Annotated in this window: 18 protein-coding genes; 7 read left to right on the plus strand and 11 right to left on the minus strand. The window is 59.6% G+C overall.

Annotated features, from left to right (window positions below; genetic code table 11):
* The 4 genes from FN835_RS21795 to FN835_RS18825 all read right to left on the minus strand — a co-directional run.
* Nucleotides 1–93, minus strand: a 93-nt coding sequence (locus tag FN835_RS21795; protein WP_142664743.1) for a biotin carboxylase N-terminal domain-containing protein, incomplete at its 3' end; no start/stop codon positions are given.
* A gap of 13 nt (nt 94–106) precedes the next feature.
* A complete protein-coding gene (locus tag FN835_RS18815) occupies nt 107–1,072 on the minus strand; it encodes a YeiH family protein (protein WP_246098812.1) in 966 nt (321 codons plus the stop codon).
* Between the two features lie 266 nt (nt 1,073–1,338).
* A complete protein-coding gene (locus tag FN835_RS18820) occupies nt 1,339–2,520 on the minus strand; it encodes a UxaA family hydrolase (protein ID WP_142664785.1) in 1,182 nt (393 codons plus the stop codon).
* Between the two features lie 3 nt (nt 2,521–2,523).
* Nucleotides 2,524–2,814, minus strand: a complete 291-nt coding sequence (locus FN835_RS18825; RefSeq protein ID WP_142664786.1) for a UxaA family hydrolase — start codon at nt 2,812–2,814, stop codon at nt 2,524–2,526.
* A 140-nt stretch (nt 2,815–2,954) separates the two neighbouring features.
* Here FN835_RS18825 and FN835_RS18830 point away from each other — a divergent pair, with 140 nt between their 5' ends.
* The gene (locus FN835_RS18830; protein ID WP_142664787.1) at nt 2,955–3,656 is read left to right on the plus strand and encodes a GntR family transcriptional regulator; all 702 of its coding nucleotides are present in this window, start codon (nt 2,955–2,957) and stop codon (nt 3,654–3,656) included.
* A gap of 63 nt (nt 3,657–3,719) precedes the next feature.
* On the opposite strand, the gene FN835_RS18835 is transcribed toward FN835_RS18830, so the two are convergent.
* The 5 genes from FN835_RS18835 to FN835_RS18855 form a co-directional block, all read right to left on the minus strand.
* On the minus strand, nt 3,720–4,745 hold the full coding sequence (locus FN835_RS18835; RefSeq protein WP_142664788.1) for an ABC transporter substrate-binding protein: 1,026 nt from the start codon (nt 4,743–4,745) through the stop codon (nt 3,720–3,722).
* A 44-nt stretch (nt 4,746–4,789) separates the two neighbouring features.
* Nucleotides 4,790–5,587, minus strand: a complete 798-nt coding sequence (locus FN835_RS18840) for an ABC transporter ATP-binding protein (protein WP_142664789.1) — start codon at nt 5,585–5,587, stop codon at nt 4,790–4,792.
* Nucleotides 5,588–5,605: 18 nt separating this feature from the next.
* Nucleotides 5,606–6,448 carry an ABC transporter permease gene (locus FN835_RS18845; RefSeq protein WP_221930485.1) on the minus strand — a complete coding sequence of 281 codons (843 nt, stop codon included), beginning with the start codon at nt 6,446–6,448 and terminating at the stop codon, nt 5,606–5,608.
* Nucleotides 6,393–7,172: an ABC transporter permease gene (locus FN835_RS18850; protein WP_142664790.1), complete on the minus strand. Its 780-nt coding sequence runs from the start codon at nt 7,170–7,172 to the stop codon at nt 6,393–6,395. The genes FN835_RS18845 and FN835_RS18850 overlap by 56 nt, the downstream gene beginning before the upstream one ends.
* 198 nt (nt 7,173–7,370) lie before the next feature.
* Nucleotides 7,371–8,378, minus strand: coding sequence for a LacI family DNA-binding transcriptional regulator (locus FN835_RS18855; protein WP_142664791.1), 1,008 nt, complete (start codon nt 8,376–8,378; stop codon nt 7,371–7,373).
* Nucleotides 8,379–8,576: 198 nt separating this feature from the next.
* On the opposite strand from FN835_RS18855, the gene hisD reads away from it, so the two are divergent.
* From hisD to FN835_RS18870, 3 genes are read left to right on the plus strand one after another with little or no spacing between them, the layout of a single operon-like run.
* On the plus strand, nt 8,577–9,884 hold the full coding sequence (gene hisD, locus FN835_RS18860; protein ID WP_142664792.1) for a histidinol dehydrogenase: 1,308 nt from the start codon (nt 8,577–8,579) through the stop codon (nt 9,882–9,884).
* Nucleotide 9,885: 1 nt separating this feature from the next.
* Entirely contained in the window at nt 9,886–10,641 is a 756-nt protein-coding gene (locus FN835_RS18865) for an SDR family NAD(P)-dependent oxidoreductase (protein WP_142664793.1), read from the plus strand.
* On the plus strand, nt 10,638–11,615 hold the full coding sequence (locus tag FN835_RS18870; RefSeq protein ID WP_142664794.1) for a zinc-dependent alcohol dehydrogenase: 978 nt from the start codon (nt 10,638–10,640) through the stop codon (nt 11,613–11,615). Before FN835_RS18865 ends, FN835_RS18870 begins: the two co-directional genes overlap by 4 nt.
* Nucleotides 11,616–11,700: 85 nt before the next feature.
* Here the strand turns inward: FN835_RS18870 and FN835_RS18875 are convergent, their stop codons facing one another.
* Nucleotides 11,701–13,206, minus strand: a complete 1,506-nt coding sequence (locus tag FN835_RS18875; protein WP_221930486.1) for a tripartite tricarboxylate transporter permease — start codon at nt 13,204–13,206, stop codon at nt 11,701–11,703.
* Nucleotides 13,206–13,859, minus strand: a complete 654-nt coding sequence (locus tag FN835_RS18880) for a tripartite tricarboxylate transporter TctB family protein (RefSeq protein ID WP_142664796.1) — start codon at nt 13,857–13,859, stop codon at nt 13,206–13,208. Before FN835_RS18880 ends, FN835_RS18875 begins: the two co-directional genes overlap by 1 nt.
* Before the next feature lie 167 nt (nt 13,860–14,026).
* On the opposite strand from FN835_RS18880, the gene FN835_RS18885 reads away from it, so the two are divergent.
* Genes FN835_RS18885 through FN835_RS18895 form a run of 3 tightly spaced genes read left to right on the plus strand, consistent with a single transcriptional unit; the run spans nt 14,027 to nt 16,974 of the window.
* Nucleotides 14,027–14,992, plus strand: a complete 966-nt coding sequence (locus FN835_RS18885) for a tripartite tricarboxylate transporter substrate-binding protein (RefSeq protein ID WP_246098809.1) — start codon at nt 14,027–14,029, stop codon at nt 14,990–14,992.
* A 57-nt stretch (nt 14,993–15,049) separates the two neighbouring features.
* Nucleotides 15,050–15,991 (plus strand): hydroxyacid dehydrogenase, encoded by a 942-nt coding sequence (locus tag FN835_RS18890; RefSeq protein ID WP_142664798.1) that lies wholly within the window; start codon nt 15,050–15,052, stop codon nt 15,989–15,991.
* Nucleotides 15,988–16,974, plus strand: coding sequence for an Ldh family oxidoreductase (locus FN835_RS18895; protein WP_142664799.1), 987 nt, complete (start codon nt 15,988–15,990; stop codon nt 16,972–16,974). The genes FN835_RS18890 and FN835_RS18895 overlap by 4 nt, the downstream gene beginning before the upstream one ends.
* Nucleotides 16,975–17,018: the final 44 nt, after the last annotated feature.

Here is a 17,018-nt window from a genome sequence, read left to right on the forward strand (position 1 = left end):
AACGGCAACCGTCTTCTTCCCAAGCTCGTTCGCCGCGCGCATGACGCGGATCGCGATTTCGCCACGGTTCGCCACTAGAATCTTGTTGAACATCACAGGAATCCTTTCAGCCGATCAGGTGAACGCCAACGACGATGAAGAAGGCGAGGAAGATGGTGTTCGCAACGACCAAACCGATCGCCGAGCCCCCGACCTCAAGCATGCGCACCAGCGATGTTTTGATCCCCACAGCGGCAATCGCTGCCAACAAGGCCCAACGACTAAGATGCCCCGCCAAGGTCGAGACGGATTCTGGGACCAAACCGAATGAGTTGAGCGCAGCAAAGACCATAAACCAGATAACGAAAGACGGCAGCAGCGGCGGCCGCTTTCCTTCAGGCGCGTCGCCGTCCAGTTTGCCGGCGCGGATCACCAACGAAAACACCAGCACCACGGGCGCAAGCATCGATACACGGATCAGCTTGACTACGGTTGCCGTTTCGCCAACCTCGGGCCCGACCGAGAAACCTGCGCCGACCACTTGCGCGACATCGTGGATCGTGCCGCCAAGAAAGACGCCGGATTCCAGCGGGCCAAACCCGAACCAGGAGGACAGAGGCGGATAGGCAATCATCGCGACGGTAGACAGAACCGTCACGGCCATAACGGTAAAGGCAAGATTGCGTTCTGATTTATCGGTTTTGGGCAGAACCGCAGCGATGGCCATTGCGGCCGACGCGCCACAAATGGCCACCGCGCCGCCTGACAACAGCGCCATACGCCAGCCGCGGCCGAAAAGCCTAGCCGCGATCAAGCCAAACAGAATGGTGGCAACGACACCGCCGATCACCAGCATGATCATCGCGCCGCCCAGATCGGTCAGCATATCGACCGAAATACGCGCCCCCAAAAGCGCGACCCCCATCCGCAGCACCGTCCGCGCGGAATATTCGACGCCCGCCGCCGTCCGGGTGCCCTTTTCAGCCAGAAAGTTCAAAGCAAGCCCCATCAGCAAGGCCATCAACATCGCGGGCGCGCCATAATGCTCGGACAAGAACTGCGCCGACACGGCGACCAGCAACGCGACGGCCATGCCGGGAAACAGCGTTATCACGCCCTGCGTCCATCGTGCCCTGAGGCCCGAGAATTGCGCCCAATTTGCTGATTTTTCCATTGCTTCAATCCGAGCATCTGATGAGAAGACTCCAGCGGGTCGCCCGACGGCCGATCGCATGCTTTGTCTGCGGGCCGCGCGTTACGCGTGGATTGCTGCGCAGTCGCCGGTAGCCGATGGCCGGACTGCGGCATAAGATATACACCAGCCCCGTTGGTCAGGGCTGGTGTCTTGTCGTACAGTGATCAGGCGCTGCGATAGAGCTTTGTCATCGAGAATTCGCGATGGCCCAAAGCCTCGGCAGCGGTGAAGCGGCCATTTGCAGTGCGGATGATCATCTCGATCAGTGCATCGCCAGCTTGGTCGATGGTCTGTTCACGGGTCAGCACACCCGTGACGTCCACGTCGATGTGTTCCGACATGGTGCGCAGGGTGCGCGGGTTGCCGGAAATCTTGATCACCGGCACGATCGGGTTGCCGACGACGTTGCCCTGCCCGGTCGGGAAGGTGTGGATAACGTAACCACCCGCAGCCATCAGCGTGACGCATTCCGCAGCAGCCGACGAGCTGTCCATGAAATAGAGCCCCGGCCCTTTCTCCGGCGATTCGGCAGGCCCCATCGCGTCGATATAGGTCGACGTGCGCCCGATCTTTTCCAAGTTGCCCAAGGCCTTTTCCTCAATTGTTGTGAGGCCACCCAGGATGTTGCCCTTGGTCGGCTGGCTGTCCGAAAGATCGTCCGTCTGGTGAGCGAAGATCACGTCGTCCGAATAGGCTTGCCAGATCTTCTTGAACTTGTCAGCCGCCTCCGGCGTTGCTGCGCGTTTCTCGCAGATATGCTCGGCGCCGGTGATTTCCGAGGTCTCGCCAAAGCAGCCGTAGATGCCTTGCGGCAGCAGCTTGTCATACATATTGCCTACGGTCGGGCAAGACGACAGGCCGGTGGTGGTGTCGCTTTCACCGCATTTGGTCGAAATCCACAGATCCGAGATCGGGCAATCTTCCTTTTGCAGCTCGGACGCCCAGTGGACATATTCCTTGGCCTTCCAGCCAGCCTGACGGATGGTCTCGAAATCGCCCTTTTGTTCGATCGAGAAACCGGTGACGGGCTTACCCGTTTTGGCGATGCCGTCGACGATGACTTTCGTCCATTCCGGTTCGATGCCGATCACCACGACTGCGGCGACGTTCGGGTTGGCGCCGGTGCCGATGATGGTGCGGAAATGCAGTTCCAGATCTTCGCCGAACTGCAGACGGCCATAGGCGTGCGGGATGACCAGCGTGCCCTTGACATTATTGGCGACCGCTTCGCAAGCGGCGTTCGAGATATCGTCGACGGGCAGGATCAGGACGTGGTTGCGGACGCCGACGCGGCCATTCTCACGGCGCCATGCTTTGACGGTCGCGCTGCTGAAATCAAAAGCCATGGCTTACCACCGTTTCGTTTTGCAGTTGTGGGTATGGACGTGGCCGCCGATTTCGGCGTCGCCGACCATTTTCCCGATGTCCTCATGGTATTTGATGACCGTGTCGCCGGCCTTCAAAGCCTTCACCGCCACCTTGTGGCCGATGGGAATGTCCGCCTTGGCAGTGAGGCGGAAATCCGAGTTGTCGGACGTGACGACGCACAGCATCTCGGTGCCTGCCTTCAGGTCTTCGACGACGACGACGCCAACGTTATCGGCATGATCGTGAACAAGAAGTTGCGGAATATTGCTCAAAGGTCCCTCCTCTGGATGACAGCATTTCCCTACGAGTCCTGCTTATCATGTATATGACATCTTATACAAGACTTATTCTATAATTCCTGTGCATCGTGACACTCGCGTGATAGGGTCAGGGAAAAGCTAAGGACCCGGACATGAACGAACCTCTTTACCGAAAGGTGATCGATAAAATCGTTGCGCAGATATCGACGGGCGAGCTGCTGCCCGGATCAATGTTGCCCAGCGAAATGCAGATCGCCGCCGAGACGGGTGTATCCCAAGGCACCGCGCGCAAATCCCTTATGATGCTGGAACAGCTTGGCATCGTGCGGCGTGAGCAAGGTCGCGGCACCTTTGTGACAGCCAGAACCCCCGAAAGTTCGCTGTTCAACTTTTTCCGGTTGCGGCAGCCGGACGGTCAAATGATCCGTCCAGAACTGGTCAGCCAAGAGGTGACGGAGCGCCCCGCATTGCCATTGGAACGTGAGACGCTGGATGGCGCGCCTATGCGTGTCTTTGAAATCCGCCGAGTGCGCAGCCTGCGAGGAACTCCCAGCATTTTCGAGACGACCGTCGTTTCAACAATCCGTTTTTCCGGGCTGGATCAGCGCGCGCCGCTGCCGAACACGCTGTATGTGCTGTATCAGCAAAGTTACGGCTGCATCATCCTGCGCGCAGACGAATCGATTTCGTCTGTTCTGGCTAACGATGATACGTCCCAAGCACTTGGCGTGCCTCCCGGCATGCCTCTGCTTTGTGTAGATCGGGTTGCGTTTGACATCATGGGCCGCCAAGTGGAGCGCCGACGAAGCCTCTGCAGGACTGACACGATGGTCTATCAGGTTTCACTGACCTGAAGCTTGGGCAGAAATGACAATGGCCGGGTCTATGCCCGGCCATCTTTTTAGGCAAAGGAGTTGCTAATCGGCGCTGACAAACTTCACCAGTTCAGGGTTTTCCTTGACGACCTGCATAAAGCCTGGGTCGATATAGCTTGTCGCATCCGGTGCCTGCGTGATGGTCCCGACGGTGGTCATGAATTCCGCGATCCTTGTGAACCAGCCATCCATCTCCGAGGATCCGCCATCGCGAGCCATCAGCGCAACCTGTTCGTCCAGCGTAAATGTCGGGCGCAACTCGAACTCGGCGCTGGCACCGGCATCTGAAATCTCGACGCCGCCTTCATAGTAGAAATCTACCAGAAGATCTTTGGCCTCATCAGGGTTTTCTTTGATCCAGCGAATACTTTTCAGATACACCGCGAGGAATTTTTGTACCTGTTCGGGATTGCTGGTCGCATAGTCATCGCGCGCGACCAATGCGCCTGGAACGACTGCACCTGCATCGGCACCAGAGCAGAGATAGTCGTAATCCGCGCGCTCCTGCAGCGTGTAGGTGTTGGGCGCCCAGACGGCGGCAAAGCGACCGTTGCCGCTGATCACCGCCGAAATGATCTGCGCCTGAGCCAGATTGACAAATTCGACCGATTTGGGATCGACACCCCATTTTTCCAGGCAGGCACGGGCCGTAAAGTCCGCGGTCGAGTTGGTTGTCAAAAGCAAGCTTTTGATAGCGCTGGGGTCCGCTTTGACCGCCGCGACATCAGCTTTGCTTGTCATGATGGCGTTGGTGCGGGATTCGTCATTGGTCAGACCAATGGTTTTGAGCCCGAACCGCGACGCACCTAGGATAGCGGGGACCGAGCCGGTTCCTCCGACATCCCAGTCTTTTGCCTGCGCCGCAGCAATCTGTGGCGCGCCTGCTGGGAAGGTCACGAACTCCGGTTCCAGATCAACTTCGGCCCACCAGCCCTTTTCGCTGGCGACGTAAAACGGCAACGCCCAGTAAAGCGACGGCAGATAGCTGATGCGGATGGATTCCGCATGGGCTACCCCACTTGCCAGCGTCACTCCCAAAGCAAGAGTTGCGCAGAGTCCAGTTTTCATTCTTCCCTCCCCAAACGAAATTCTGATCGCAGATCGTTGTTTTTTCAGGCGATCTCCATCGCCTTTTCCTGACGCAGACTGCGCCAAATCTGAGTGCGAAGATGGACGAAGCTCTCCAGATCCATCACGTCTTCGATCTTTTCGTGGTCATCCCAGCGCTCGGCCTCGCGGACCGAGCGAATGTCGATGATCTCTTTCACGCGTCCGGGCTGGCGAGCCATAATCGCCACCCGATCGGCGAGATAGACCGCCTCTTCGACAGCGTGGGTGATGAACATCACGGTGCGCGGGTTGCGCCGCGCCAGACGGACCAGTTCTTCCTGCATGACGACCCGGGTCTGGGCGTCCAACGCGCCAAAAGGCTCGTCCATCAGCAGGACTTCGGGGTCCAGCACATAAGCACGCGCAATCGACACCCGCTGCTGCATGCCCCCGGATAGCTGATGGGGAAACGCGTCCGCATAGCTCGTCAGGCTCATGAGTGCCAAGATATCGTTGACCTTTTTAATGCGCTCAGCCTTGGGAACGCCCTTGTTGCGCAGGCCCAATTCGATGTTCTCGCACACCGTTTTCCATGGCATCAGCGCAAACTGCTGGAACACCACGGCGCGGTCGGGGCCGGGCTTTGTCACCTGAACCCCGTCCACGCTGACAATGCCTGAGGTGGGCTGGTCGAAACCTGCGACAAAGCGAAGACAAGTCGTCTTGCCGCAGCCCGATGGCCCGACCACCGCCATGAATTCCCGGTCAGCGATGTCAAGGTTGACGCCCTTCAGCGCCTCAAAGCCGTCCTGCTTGGTGCCATAGATGCGGCCGACGTTATCGAAGCGGATCGCTCCCATATGTCCATTCCTCTCAAGTTATACTGAAAGACCCCGGCGGCGAAGAATAGCCTCTTCGACGCGGCGAAGTGCGATGTCGATCACCATGCCGATAAATCCGATGCCGATCATTCCGGCCATGACGGTCGTCGTCGATACGTTCCCTTGACCCTGCACCATCATATAGCCAATCCCGGTCGAGGCGACGATAAGCTCGGCGCCGACCAGCGACTGCCACCCCAGACCAGCCGAGATGCGCAGACCCGCAATGATTGATGGCACGGCCGAGGGCAGAAGGATTTCGGTGATCATGCGCCGATCCGGCGTGCCCAGCATCTGCGCGGCCTCGATCAGGCGGGGATCCGCGAATTTTGCCCCACGATAGGCGTTGATCAGGCAGGGGGGAAAGGCCCCAGCGAAAATGATCATGATCGGCCCGCCGATGCCTGTTCCGAACCACAGCGCGGCAAATGGCACCCAAGCGATCGGCGCAATGAACCGGACCGCATCAAACAGCGGTGTCACGATATCATCCAACAGCCGGAACCAGCCCATCAACAGGCCCAGCGGAACCCCGATCAGCACCGCCAGACCAAAGCCGCCCCCGAAGCGCAGCATGCTCGCCCATAGATGGTCAATCAGCGTGCCGCCTGCAAACCGGTGGCTTAGCAGAAAGACGAAGCGCTCGATCACGGAAGCAGGCGACGGCAAGAATAAGCTGGGAATTAGCCCGGAAACGCTGAGTAGCGTCCAGAAACCCAAGAAGCCCCCAAAGCCGATAAGTCCCAGAACGATGACATTCTGCGTATTGAAGATCCGCATGATGTTAATCCCCTGCCCTAGTAGCGGTGTTCCACGAAAGAGCTCGGCGTTCGATAACACCCAAAGCGGCAGTCATCACCCAACCGCACAGTGTCACGACAATCATCCCGACCAAGATCATTCCCGGAAACAGGTCCTGCTGGGCGGCGTTCAGCACACGACCCAATCCGGTCATGGCACCAACCAATTCGGCAGCGACAAGGGTAGTCCAGGACGCCTGCAAGGACAAACGCAGTCCGGTAAAGATCATCGGGCTGGCCCCAGGCAGCAGGATTTCACGAACGAACGTCGAGAAAGGTGTGCCAAGCATCTGGGCCGCCTCGATCAACGGCTTATCTAGATTGCGCACGCCGGTATAAGCGTTGATGACCGACGGTACGAAAGCAGCAAACCAGATTACCAGAATCTTGGCCATATCGCCCAGGCCCAGCCACAAGATAGCCAATGGGATCCAGGCCAACGGCGGAATCGGTCTGATCACCAAAAAGACCGGATTGATCAAGGCCTCGGCCTTGCGGCTCCAGCCCATCAGCAGGCCAAGTGGCACGCCTGTGCAGATCGCAACTAAAAAGCCCAGCGTCACCAAAACCACCGAACGCACCACATGGTCGATCAGCACACCATTTGCGTAACCTACGCCTGTGATCTGCTTGAATGCGACCCAAGTGTCGGCCGGCGACGGGAAACGACCGGGCGAGATCATTTGTGTCATAGTGGTCGCGAAGAACCACAGGGCAAGGGCGGCAACTATCGTTGCGCTGCCCACCGCTGCTTTGCGTGACATTCTTATCCTCCCTAGATATGCAAGCGCTTACATAGATGTATAAGACTGTCAAATAATTTCCATGAGCAAATTTGAAAATTGAGATATACCCGATTGGAATTCAGTTATTTAAATAAATAAGTTCAATTATTTGCGCGAAAAAAGTGCTTTTCATATTTCGCGGCTGTGATCGGGGACCGATGCAGCCACGCGAATCGGTCATCTGCCACCGGGCGGCGCATGTGTCCCGCGTTCAACAATCTCGGTGGGCAGCAGAACGCTTTCGCTCTCCTGACCTTCGATCAGACGCTGCAGCATCAACGCGGCCTCTTGGCCCATGCGCGCGTGCGGAACACGTACGGTGGTCAGTTCGGGCAGTGTGATCGAGGCGATATCAATATCGTCGAACCCGGTGATCGTTATGTCCCGAGGCACAACAAGACCCATATGATGCGCGGCGCGCAACGCCCCAGCTGCAAGCACATCGTTGCCACAAACGATCGCGGTGATGCTGCGATCGACCATCAATTCCGTGAAAGCTTGGCCGCCACCGTCCAGTCCGTAAGGCACCTCAGCCACACCGCAAAGACCAAGGCCGCGGTCAGCGAGAGACTGGCGAACCCCCTCTAGCCGAGCCCGTGCTCGGTCGTTCCCATCAGTCAGGCCGGAGATCATGGCAATCTTGCGATGTCCCAAATCCAGCACCAAGCGGATCATAGCTGCCATACCCGCCTTGTTATCGAACCCGGCAAAATGATGCGAATCGCCGCTGGCCCACGCCAGAACGAACGGGACCCTGCGATGCGCCAGCCAGGCATAGAGCGACGGATCTCGGTCGAAACCAACCAACAGTAAACCGTCGGCACCGCGCGCAACGAGGGACTCGATTTGCTGTTTTTCGCGGTTGAGGTCATATCCACATGACGCGACAAGCAATGAGTACTTACCCTGAGGCAGAGCGCGTTCGAATGCGTCTATGCCATGAGCAAAGACCGCGTTCTCGAGCGTCGGGATCACCGCGCCGATAATGCCTGTACGGCGTGATGCCAGCGCCTTCGCTCCAAAATTCGGCGAATAATTCAGCGCCCGAATCGCGTTCGTAATCTTTTCACGGGTCGCTGGAGCAACGCGGTCGGGCGAATTGATACAGCGAGAAACCGTCGCCGTAGATACGCCGGCAAATGCCGCTACATCTTCCAGCGTTGCATGAGCCGTCGTCTCATCCACACCTTAACCCCCCGTTTTTTTTCAATTCTGTGTGCACCTTCGCAGCACTCGAATAAATATACCAGAACAGAAAGGAAGCGCTTGCATTCTCCAAATGCAAGCGCTTACATTGCCTCATGGCCCAAGTAATGCTGCTGAACTGCCGCGTAGACACGCGGTCCTGAAGCATGCGGCCGATCATGAGAACCGGAGAAGATCATGGCTCTGCAGTACTTGAAGAAAGCACCGAAAACCGCAACGAGCGATTCTGGGGAAACGAGGGAAATCGTTCAGAAAATCTTGAGCGAGATCGAAGAGGGTCGCGAAGAGGCGGCGCGCAAGTATGCGATCCAACTCGATAAATACGACGGCAACATCGTGTTGACCTCTGACGAGATTGCCGAGGCAAAAAGCAAAGTTTCGCAAAAGCTGCAAGACGATATCAGGTTCGCCCATGACAATGTGCGCCGCTTTGCCGAGGCGCAGCGCGACTCGATGCAGGACTTTTCGCTGGATCTGGTTCCCGGGCTGACAACCGGTCAACGCACAATCCCCTGCCGTTCGGTCGGTTGCTACGTGCCGGGCGGGCGTTACAGCCACGTCGCGTCGGCCATCATGACAGTGACAACTGCCAAAGTGGCAGGCTGCCAATACATCACTGCTTGCTCCCCAACGCGTCCTGGCGTCGGGATCAATCCGGCGATCATCTACACCGCCGATCTGTGTGGTGCTGACCGCATACTTGCGCTTGGAGGCGTCCAGGGCATTGCATCGATGGCGTTTGGCCTGTTCGACTGCCCCCCCGCAGACATACTGGTCGGCCCCGGCAACCAGTTCGTGGCCGAAGCCAAACGCATCCTGTTCGGTCGCGTCGGCATCGACATGTTCGCAGGCCCGACCGACAGCCTGATCCTTGCAGATGCCAGCGCAGATCCTATGGTGGTCGCAGCCGATTTGGTCGGTCAGGCGGAGCATGGTTATAATTCCCCGGTTTGGCTGGTGACAGACGACGAAAAGCTTGCGCAGGACGTGCTGAAGCTGGTGCCCGCGTTGATCGCCGATCTGCCCGAAACGAACCGCTTGAATGCGGAAGCCGCCTGGCGCGACTACGCCGAGGTGATCCTGTGCAGCAGCCGCGAGGAAATGGCCGCGACCTCGGACAACTATGCACCCGAGCATTTGACCGTGCAGGCCGCCGATCTGGATTGGTGGTTGAACAGATTGCAATGCTATGGCTCGCTTTTCCTGGGCGAGGAAACCACCGTCGCGTTCGGTGACAAGGCGTCGGGTCCGAACCATGTGCTGCCGACCTCGGGTGCTGCGCGCTATACCGGCGGGCTTTCGGTGCATAAATATATGAAAGTCGTGACATGGCAGCGCGCCACCCGTGAAGGTGCCCGGCCCATCGCCGAAGCGACCGCGCGTATCTCGCGTTTGGAAGGGATGGAGGGACATGCCCGCACCGCCGATATCCGGCTGAAGAAATACTTCCCCGACACGCAGTTTGAACTGAACGCCAGCGCCTGACATGGAACAGCATCTGTTTTCCGTAGAAGGCAAAATTGCCTGCGTCACGGGGGCCAGCAGCGGTCTGGGGCGGCAAGCCGCCCTGACCCTGTCGCACCGCGGTGCAAAAGTGATTGCCATCGCCCGACGCGAGGCCGAACTGGCCGCACTAGCAAGCCAAGGTCAGGGGCTCATTCATCCCATTGCCGCCGATCTTACCGATCAGGCCGCACTGGCGGGGCTTGCCCGGCAAGCGGCAGCGGCATTCGGGGCACCCGATATCCTGATCAATGCGGCCGGCGTGAACACCCGCGAACATGCGGACAATGTCACCCCGCAAGGCTGGGACATAACGTTGGCGCTGAACCTTTCCACGCCCTTTTTTCTGGCACAGGCCCTTGTGCCCGCGATGAAAGAAAAGCGCTGGGGCCGGATCATCAACTTTGCGTCGCTGCAATCCTATCGTGCCTTTACCGCCGGCATCTCATACGGCGCGTCAAAAGGTGGCGTGGCGCAAATGACCCGCGCCATGGCCGAGGCGTGGTCACCAATGGGCATTACTGCAAACGCGGTCGGGCCGGGCTTTTTCCGCACCGAGCTGACCGCCGCCGTCTTCGCCGACGAAGCGCTGGCCGCGAAAAATGCCGCACAAACCTGCATCGGTCGCAATGGCGAGCCCAGTGACATGGACGGACCGCTGCTGTTCTTGTGCTCAAGCGCCTCGGACTATGTAACGGGCCAAATTCTGATGGTTGACGGAGGGTTTACCGCAAAATGAAGGCTTTGGTCTATACAGCCGAGCGCAAACTGGAGATGCGCGATATGCGCGCCCCCGTCCCCAAAACGGGCGAAGTTCTGATTCGCGTCGATGCCGTTGGTATCTGCGGCTCGGATATCCACGCCTATCTTGGCCATGATGAGCGGCGCCCAGCACCGCTGATTCTGGGGCATGAAGTCGCGGGCACCATCGCCAGTGGCCCACGGTCCGGCGAACGCGTAACGGTCAACCCGCTTGCGACCTGCGGCATCTGCCCGGCGTGCAAGTCAGGACACGACAATCTGTGCCCCGACCGGCAGATCATTTCGATGCCGCCGCGGGAAGGGGGATTTGCCGACTTCATCACCTCACCCGAGCGCAATCTGGTTCGCATTCCCGATGGGCTGGCTGCAACGGTGGCATGCCTGGCCGAACCGCTGGCCTGTGGCTGGCACGCGGTCAAACTGGGCAACCGCGCCCTAGGCATGGCAGCCACGCGCATAGTGGTCCTGGGTGGCGGCGCGATCGGGTTCGGCGCAGCGCTGGCGGCGCGCGCTCTGGGCAGCTCAGACATCACGATTGTCGAACCCAATGCCACGCGACGCGAACGCCTGACCCTGATCGATGATTTTTCCATCGTCGATACAGCACCTGCAGGGCATGAACCGGATTTGGTGATCGATGCCGCCGGCTTTGCCGTGACCCGGCAGGTCGCCTCCGATATCGTGCGACCGGGTGGTGTCATCCTGCATATCGGGCTTGGACAGGCGACAGACGGGTTGAACGTCCGGCGCATGACCTTGCAGGAAATCACGTTCATCGGGACTTACACCTACACTCACGCCGATTTTCAGGAATGCACCGCCGCAATCATAGATGGCCAGCTGGGACGGTGCGACTGGTCGGACATTCGTGACCTGCATGACGGTCCAACGGCCTTTGCCGAGATCGTCGGCAACAGCATCGCCGCGCCGAAGGTGGTTCTGGTCCCCTGAAAAGCATATCCCGATGCTGCTTCCAGCATCGGGATCGCAGATTACGCTGACCGGTCCCTGTATGGACCGGTCGGCGTTTCTATAATCAATCAGCGTCGGCAAACACCTCGTCACGATCGCGCCTGATGCTGGGCAGAAGCGCCAGCCCAAGTACGACGACCGAGATCAGCAGCAAAACCGCGCTGATCGGGCTGGTGATGAACACCGACGCGTCGCCGCGCGACAGAACCAGCGCACGACGCAGGTTTTCTTCCATCAGCGACCCCAGCACAAAGCCCAGCAAAAGCGGCGCAGGCTCGAACCCGACTTTCACCAGAACATAGCCGATATAGCCAAAGAAGCCGATGAACAGCACATCCGTGATCTGCGAGTTGATCGAATAGATCCCGACACTGCAGAAGACCAGAATTGTAGGATACATCAAGCGGTAAGGCACCTTCAGTAGACGGACCCACAACCCGACCAACGGCAGGTTGATCAGCAGAAGCATCAGGTTTCCCAGCCACATCGACGCGATCATGCCCCAGAACAGCTGTGGATGCGCAGTAATGACCTGCGGACCGGGAACAATGCCGAAAATCGTCATAGCGCCCACCATCAGCGCCATAACGGCGTTAGGCGGAATGCCCAGGGTCAGCATCGGAATGAACGATGTCTGCGCACCACCGTTATTGGCAGATTCCGGCCCGGCCACACCCTCGATGGCACCCTTGCCAAATCGCGAGGGATCCTTGGCCAGACGCTTCTCGACCGCGTAACTGGCAAACGGACCCAGGACCGCGCCGTTTCCGGGCAACAGCCCCAGAATGGCACCAAGTCCAGTGCCTCGCATGATCGGCTTTGCGCTTCGCCGCATCTCGTCGCGGCCCGGAAGCAATCGACCGATACGCTCACGCACGACGTCACGCGCCTCGGTCACCTCCAGATTGCGCAGGATTTCCGCGATGCCGAAAATGCCCATGGCCAGAACCGAAAAGTCGATCCCATCGGCCAGTGTGAACCAGCCCAGCGTCATCCGCGCCGCGCCGGTTTCGATATCAGTGCCGACGCAGGACAGCAGCACGCCAACAAGGACCATCGCCAGCGCACGCATGACAGAGCCGCTGGCCAATACCACGGCAAGAACCAATCCCATCAGCATCAGCGAAAAATACTCGGCCGGACGGAATAGCATCGCCAGTTCAGTGAGCGGCCTCCCCAGTGCGGCAATGATCAGCGTCGCGACTGTTCCAGCAAAAAACGACCCGATGGCCGCAATGCCCAGTGCAATACCAGCCTGCCCACGCTTGGCCATGGCGTGCCCATCAAGCGTGGTGACAACGGCCGTCGCCTCACCGGGAATATTCACAAGAATAGCCGTGGTGGAACCGCCATATTGCGCGCCGTAATAGATCCCTGCGAGCATGATCAAGGCTCCTGCGGGGTCCAGTCCAAAGGTGATCGGCAGCAGCATGGCGATCGTCGCGATCGGCCCGACACCGGGCAGCACCCCGATCAGCGTGCCGACCAGGCATCCAAGCAGGCATAGCAGTAGGTTCTGCATCGACAGCGCGACAGCAAAACCCAAGCCCAAATTCTGTATGAGTTCCATCACGCCTCACTTTTGCGGCCGCGCCGCACAAGGAACAGGACCAACGCCACGGCCAGCAAAGCGCACGAGACAAGCAGCATCACCTCCCGCTGGCTCCAGCCGGGAAAATGTTTGAGCCATGATACCGGAAAGGCGGGCATGGGCAGGTTCAGCAGGTATCCAAAAAGAAGAATGCAGAACGCGGTCAACGCGCCCGCCAAGATACCAAGATCCAGCCAGTTCCGATCCCGCTCGGCAAAGCCCGCGATCATGATGGCAAGCGGTCCCGCGCCCACGATACCGATCCCCGGCGAGGTAAATGATCCAAGTGCAGTCGGCCTGATCGTCAGGGCAAAAACGATCAATGCCAGCATGATGATCAGCGGCCCGCGCGTTGCGATACGGGGGATCGGCTCTCCGCCACGAATGACGCCGACGATCAGCATCCCGGCCCCGATCAGCGCGATCAGCAGTGCGGTACCGCGCGGCATGCCGCCCGGCCCCATCGCCCGCAATGTCCCCGATGCCAAACCGCTCATGGACAGAAACGCAGCCCCGGCAAGCCCGATCAGACAAAGGCCGCCGATAAGGTTCTGATTAAGTAGCCGTCCACCACGTCCCGCAGGCGGATCATGCGTCTTTAGCTCTGCGGATGGCTGTGGGTTTTGAGACATGTATTTCCCCTCCCTATGAGTGTTTCGAGATGTGCGGCCCTCCACTGCCAAGCATCCCAAACAGTATTCTCTAGTATTATATAAGACTTCTGATATAAGAGCAATGAGGTGATAACTTGCCTGTTGCTCCGGGGAGGAGCGGTAACAACGACATGGGAGGAATTTACGTGCGGAAATTTCTGTATGCGCTTGCCTCGACCGCAGTCAGCTTTGCTGCTGGAATGGCGGGTGCGCAAACCTACCCCGAACGTCCCATAAATCTGGTCGTGCCTTTCGCGGCGGGGGGGCCCAGCGACGCAATCGGACGGCTGGTGGGGCAATCGATGTCCGGAACGCTTGGCCAGCAGCTGATCGTCGAAAGCGTCGGTGGGGCCGGGGGAACGCTGGGTGCGGCACGGGTCGCACATGCCGATCCGGATGGCTACACGCTGCTGATCGCCCATGTGTCGCTGGCGGCGGGAGCAAGCCTTTATCCCAACCTGACCTATGACACCGCGACTGCGTTCGCGCCGGTCGGCATGATCAACCAAGGCCCGATGGTCCTGCTCGCGCGCAAGGATTTCGACGCCAAGGATGCGGGGGATCTGATCCAGAAAATGCGTGACGGCGGCGAAGACATCTCGCTTGGTCATGCCGGTGTCGGCTCGAACTCGCATCTTTGCGCGGTCTTGCTTCAAGAGGCAATGGGCGCGAAATTCACGCTTGCCGCCTATCAGGGCACCGGCCCCGCAATGAACGACCTGATGGCGGGCACCATCGATGTCATGTGCGACCAGTCCACAACCTCGATCCCCCAGATTCAGGGCGGAACCGTAAAAGGCTATGCTGTCACCTCGGCCGAACGGATGGAGGCGCTGAAAGACCTGCCCACCATGCAGGAGACGGGGCTGGATGGGTTCGATTTCACCATCTGGCACGGGCTTTACGCACCGGCCGGAACGCCGTCCGAAATTGTAAACGCTTTGAACGCCGCCTTGCAGGTCGCGTTGGATGATCAGAAAATCCGCGACCGTTTTGCCGCTGTCGGCACCTCGACGCTGCCCGCGGACCAGCGCAGTCCCGAAGCCCATGATGCCAAACTTCAGTTGGAGATCAAAACCTGGCAGCAGCTCTTGGGCACAAATGCGCAATAACTATGGCCGGATGGCGCCGGGCCTCCGGCTTTCTCTTGTAGATGTGGAAGAACCAACATGATCGTTATTACTGAATTCATGGACGAGGCCGCTGTTCGCGAAGGGCTGGCCTGTCGCGACGTGATCTATGATCCGTCGCTTGTGGACAGGCCCGAAGCGCTTGCACCCTTGCTGGCAAAGGCGCATGCGCTGATCGTGCGCAACCGCACTCAGGTCCGTCCCGCCTTGCTGGACCTGGCCCCGAACCTACGCGTGGTCGGTCGTCTTGGTGTGGGTCTGGACAATATCGATATGGAGGCCTGCAAGACGCGCGGCATTGCGGTATGCCCAGCCTTGGGCGCAAACGACGACTCGGTTGCGGAATACGTCATCGGGACCGCCATGCTACTGCTGCGCGGGGCCTATCAATCGAATGCCGCGATGGTAGGCGGGGAATGGCCGCGCAATCGCCTGACCGGGCGCGAGATTTCGGGCAAGGTGCTGGGCCTGATCGGTTTCGGCGGCATCGCGCGCGCCACGGCGCAGCGGGCGGTTGCCCTTGGCATGTCGGTTGTCGCCTATGATCCCTTCCTTTCGGCGGACAGCCCGGTCTGGTCCCAGCCCTGGGGCAAGGCCACGCCTTCGTCGCTTGATGATCTGCTGGCAAAATCGGACTTGGTGTCGCTGCATGTGCCGCTGACCGACGACACGCGCCGCATGATCGACACCGATGCCATCGCCAAGATGCGAGACGATGCGATCCTGATCAATGCCGCAAGAGGCGGTGTCGTGGACGAAGCCGCTGTCATCGCAGCGCTGAAAGCCGGAACCCTGGGCGGCGCGGCGCTGGACGTCTTCGAAGCCGAGCCCCTGAAAGCCACGGCGGGTGCAGATTTTGCCGATGTGCCCAATCTGGTACTGACGCCGCATATCGCTGGCGTGACGGTGGAATCCAATGACCGCGTGTCCTGGCTGACGGTCAAAAACGTTCTGCAACATCTGGAGCCCGCTCAGGCATGACCAAAGCAACCATCGAACAGACACTGGCTGCAGTCGCCGCAGCCCTTGGCGAAGCTGGCGTCAACGAGCACTCCGCCCAAGCGGTCGCGCGCGCTCTTGTGGGTGCCGAAGCCGACGGCCTGAAAGGTCACGGCCTGTCGCGCCTGCCAAGCTATCTGGCGCAGGTGCGCAGCGGCAAGATCGATCCCCGCGCCGTGCCGGTGGTGACACGGACCGCAACTTCGATCCTGCGGATCGACGCTGCACATGGCTTTGCCTATCCGGCGCTTGAGCTCGCGGTCGAGCAGCTGCCCGCGATCGCGCGCGAAACCGGCATCGCCGCCGCCGCGATCCACCGCTCGCATCATTGCGGTGCTGCGGGGCTTGTGGTCGAGCGGCTGGCCGACCAAGGGCTGGCCTCGCTGCTATTCGCAAATACCCCCGGCGCGATTGCGCCTTGGGGCGGCACGACGGCGCTGTTCGGCACCAATCCAATCGCGTTCGGCTGCCCCCGTGTCAACGGTGCGCCGGTCGTCATCGACATGTCGCTGTCCAAGGTCGCGCGCGGCAATATCCTGGCGGCCAAGCAAAACGGCACCCCGATACCCGAAGGTTGGGCGCTGGACGCGCAGGGCCAGCCGACCACCGATCCGGTCGCGGCATTGGCGGGCACCATGCTGCCACTTGGCGATGCCAAGGGCACTGCGTTGGCGTTGATGGTTGAATTGCTGGCCGCGGGATTGACCGGCGCGCAATACGCGACGGATGCTTCGTCTTTTCTGGACGACAAAGGCGGTCCGCCGTCGACCGGCCAGCTGATCATTGTGTTCGATCCGCAGAAGCTGGGAGGCGACGGCGTGCTACGCCATATCGAACAACTGGCTGCCGCAATTGAAGCGCAAGAAGGCGCGCGTATCCCCGGTTCCCGACGCATCGCCTCGCGAGAAAAGTCCGCTGCCGAGGGCATCGAGCTGCCCGAGATGCTGAAATCTCCGACCGTCTGAAACGAAAGACCCATGGACCCTGCGCAGGGCCATGGGTTTCCAAA

Origin of the sequence: Paracoccus laeviglucosivorans (genome assembly GCF_900182695.1) — a bacterium.
GTDB classification, from domain to species: domain Bacteria; phylum Pseudomonadota; class Alphaproteobacteria; order Rhodobacterales; family Rhodobacteraceae; genus Paracoccus; species Paracoccus laeviglucosivorans.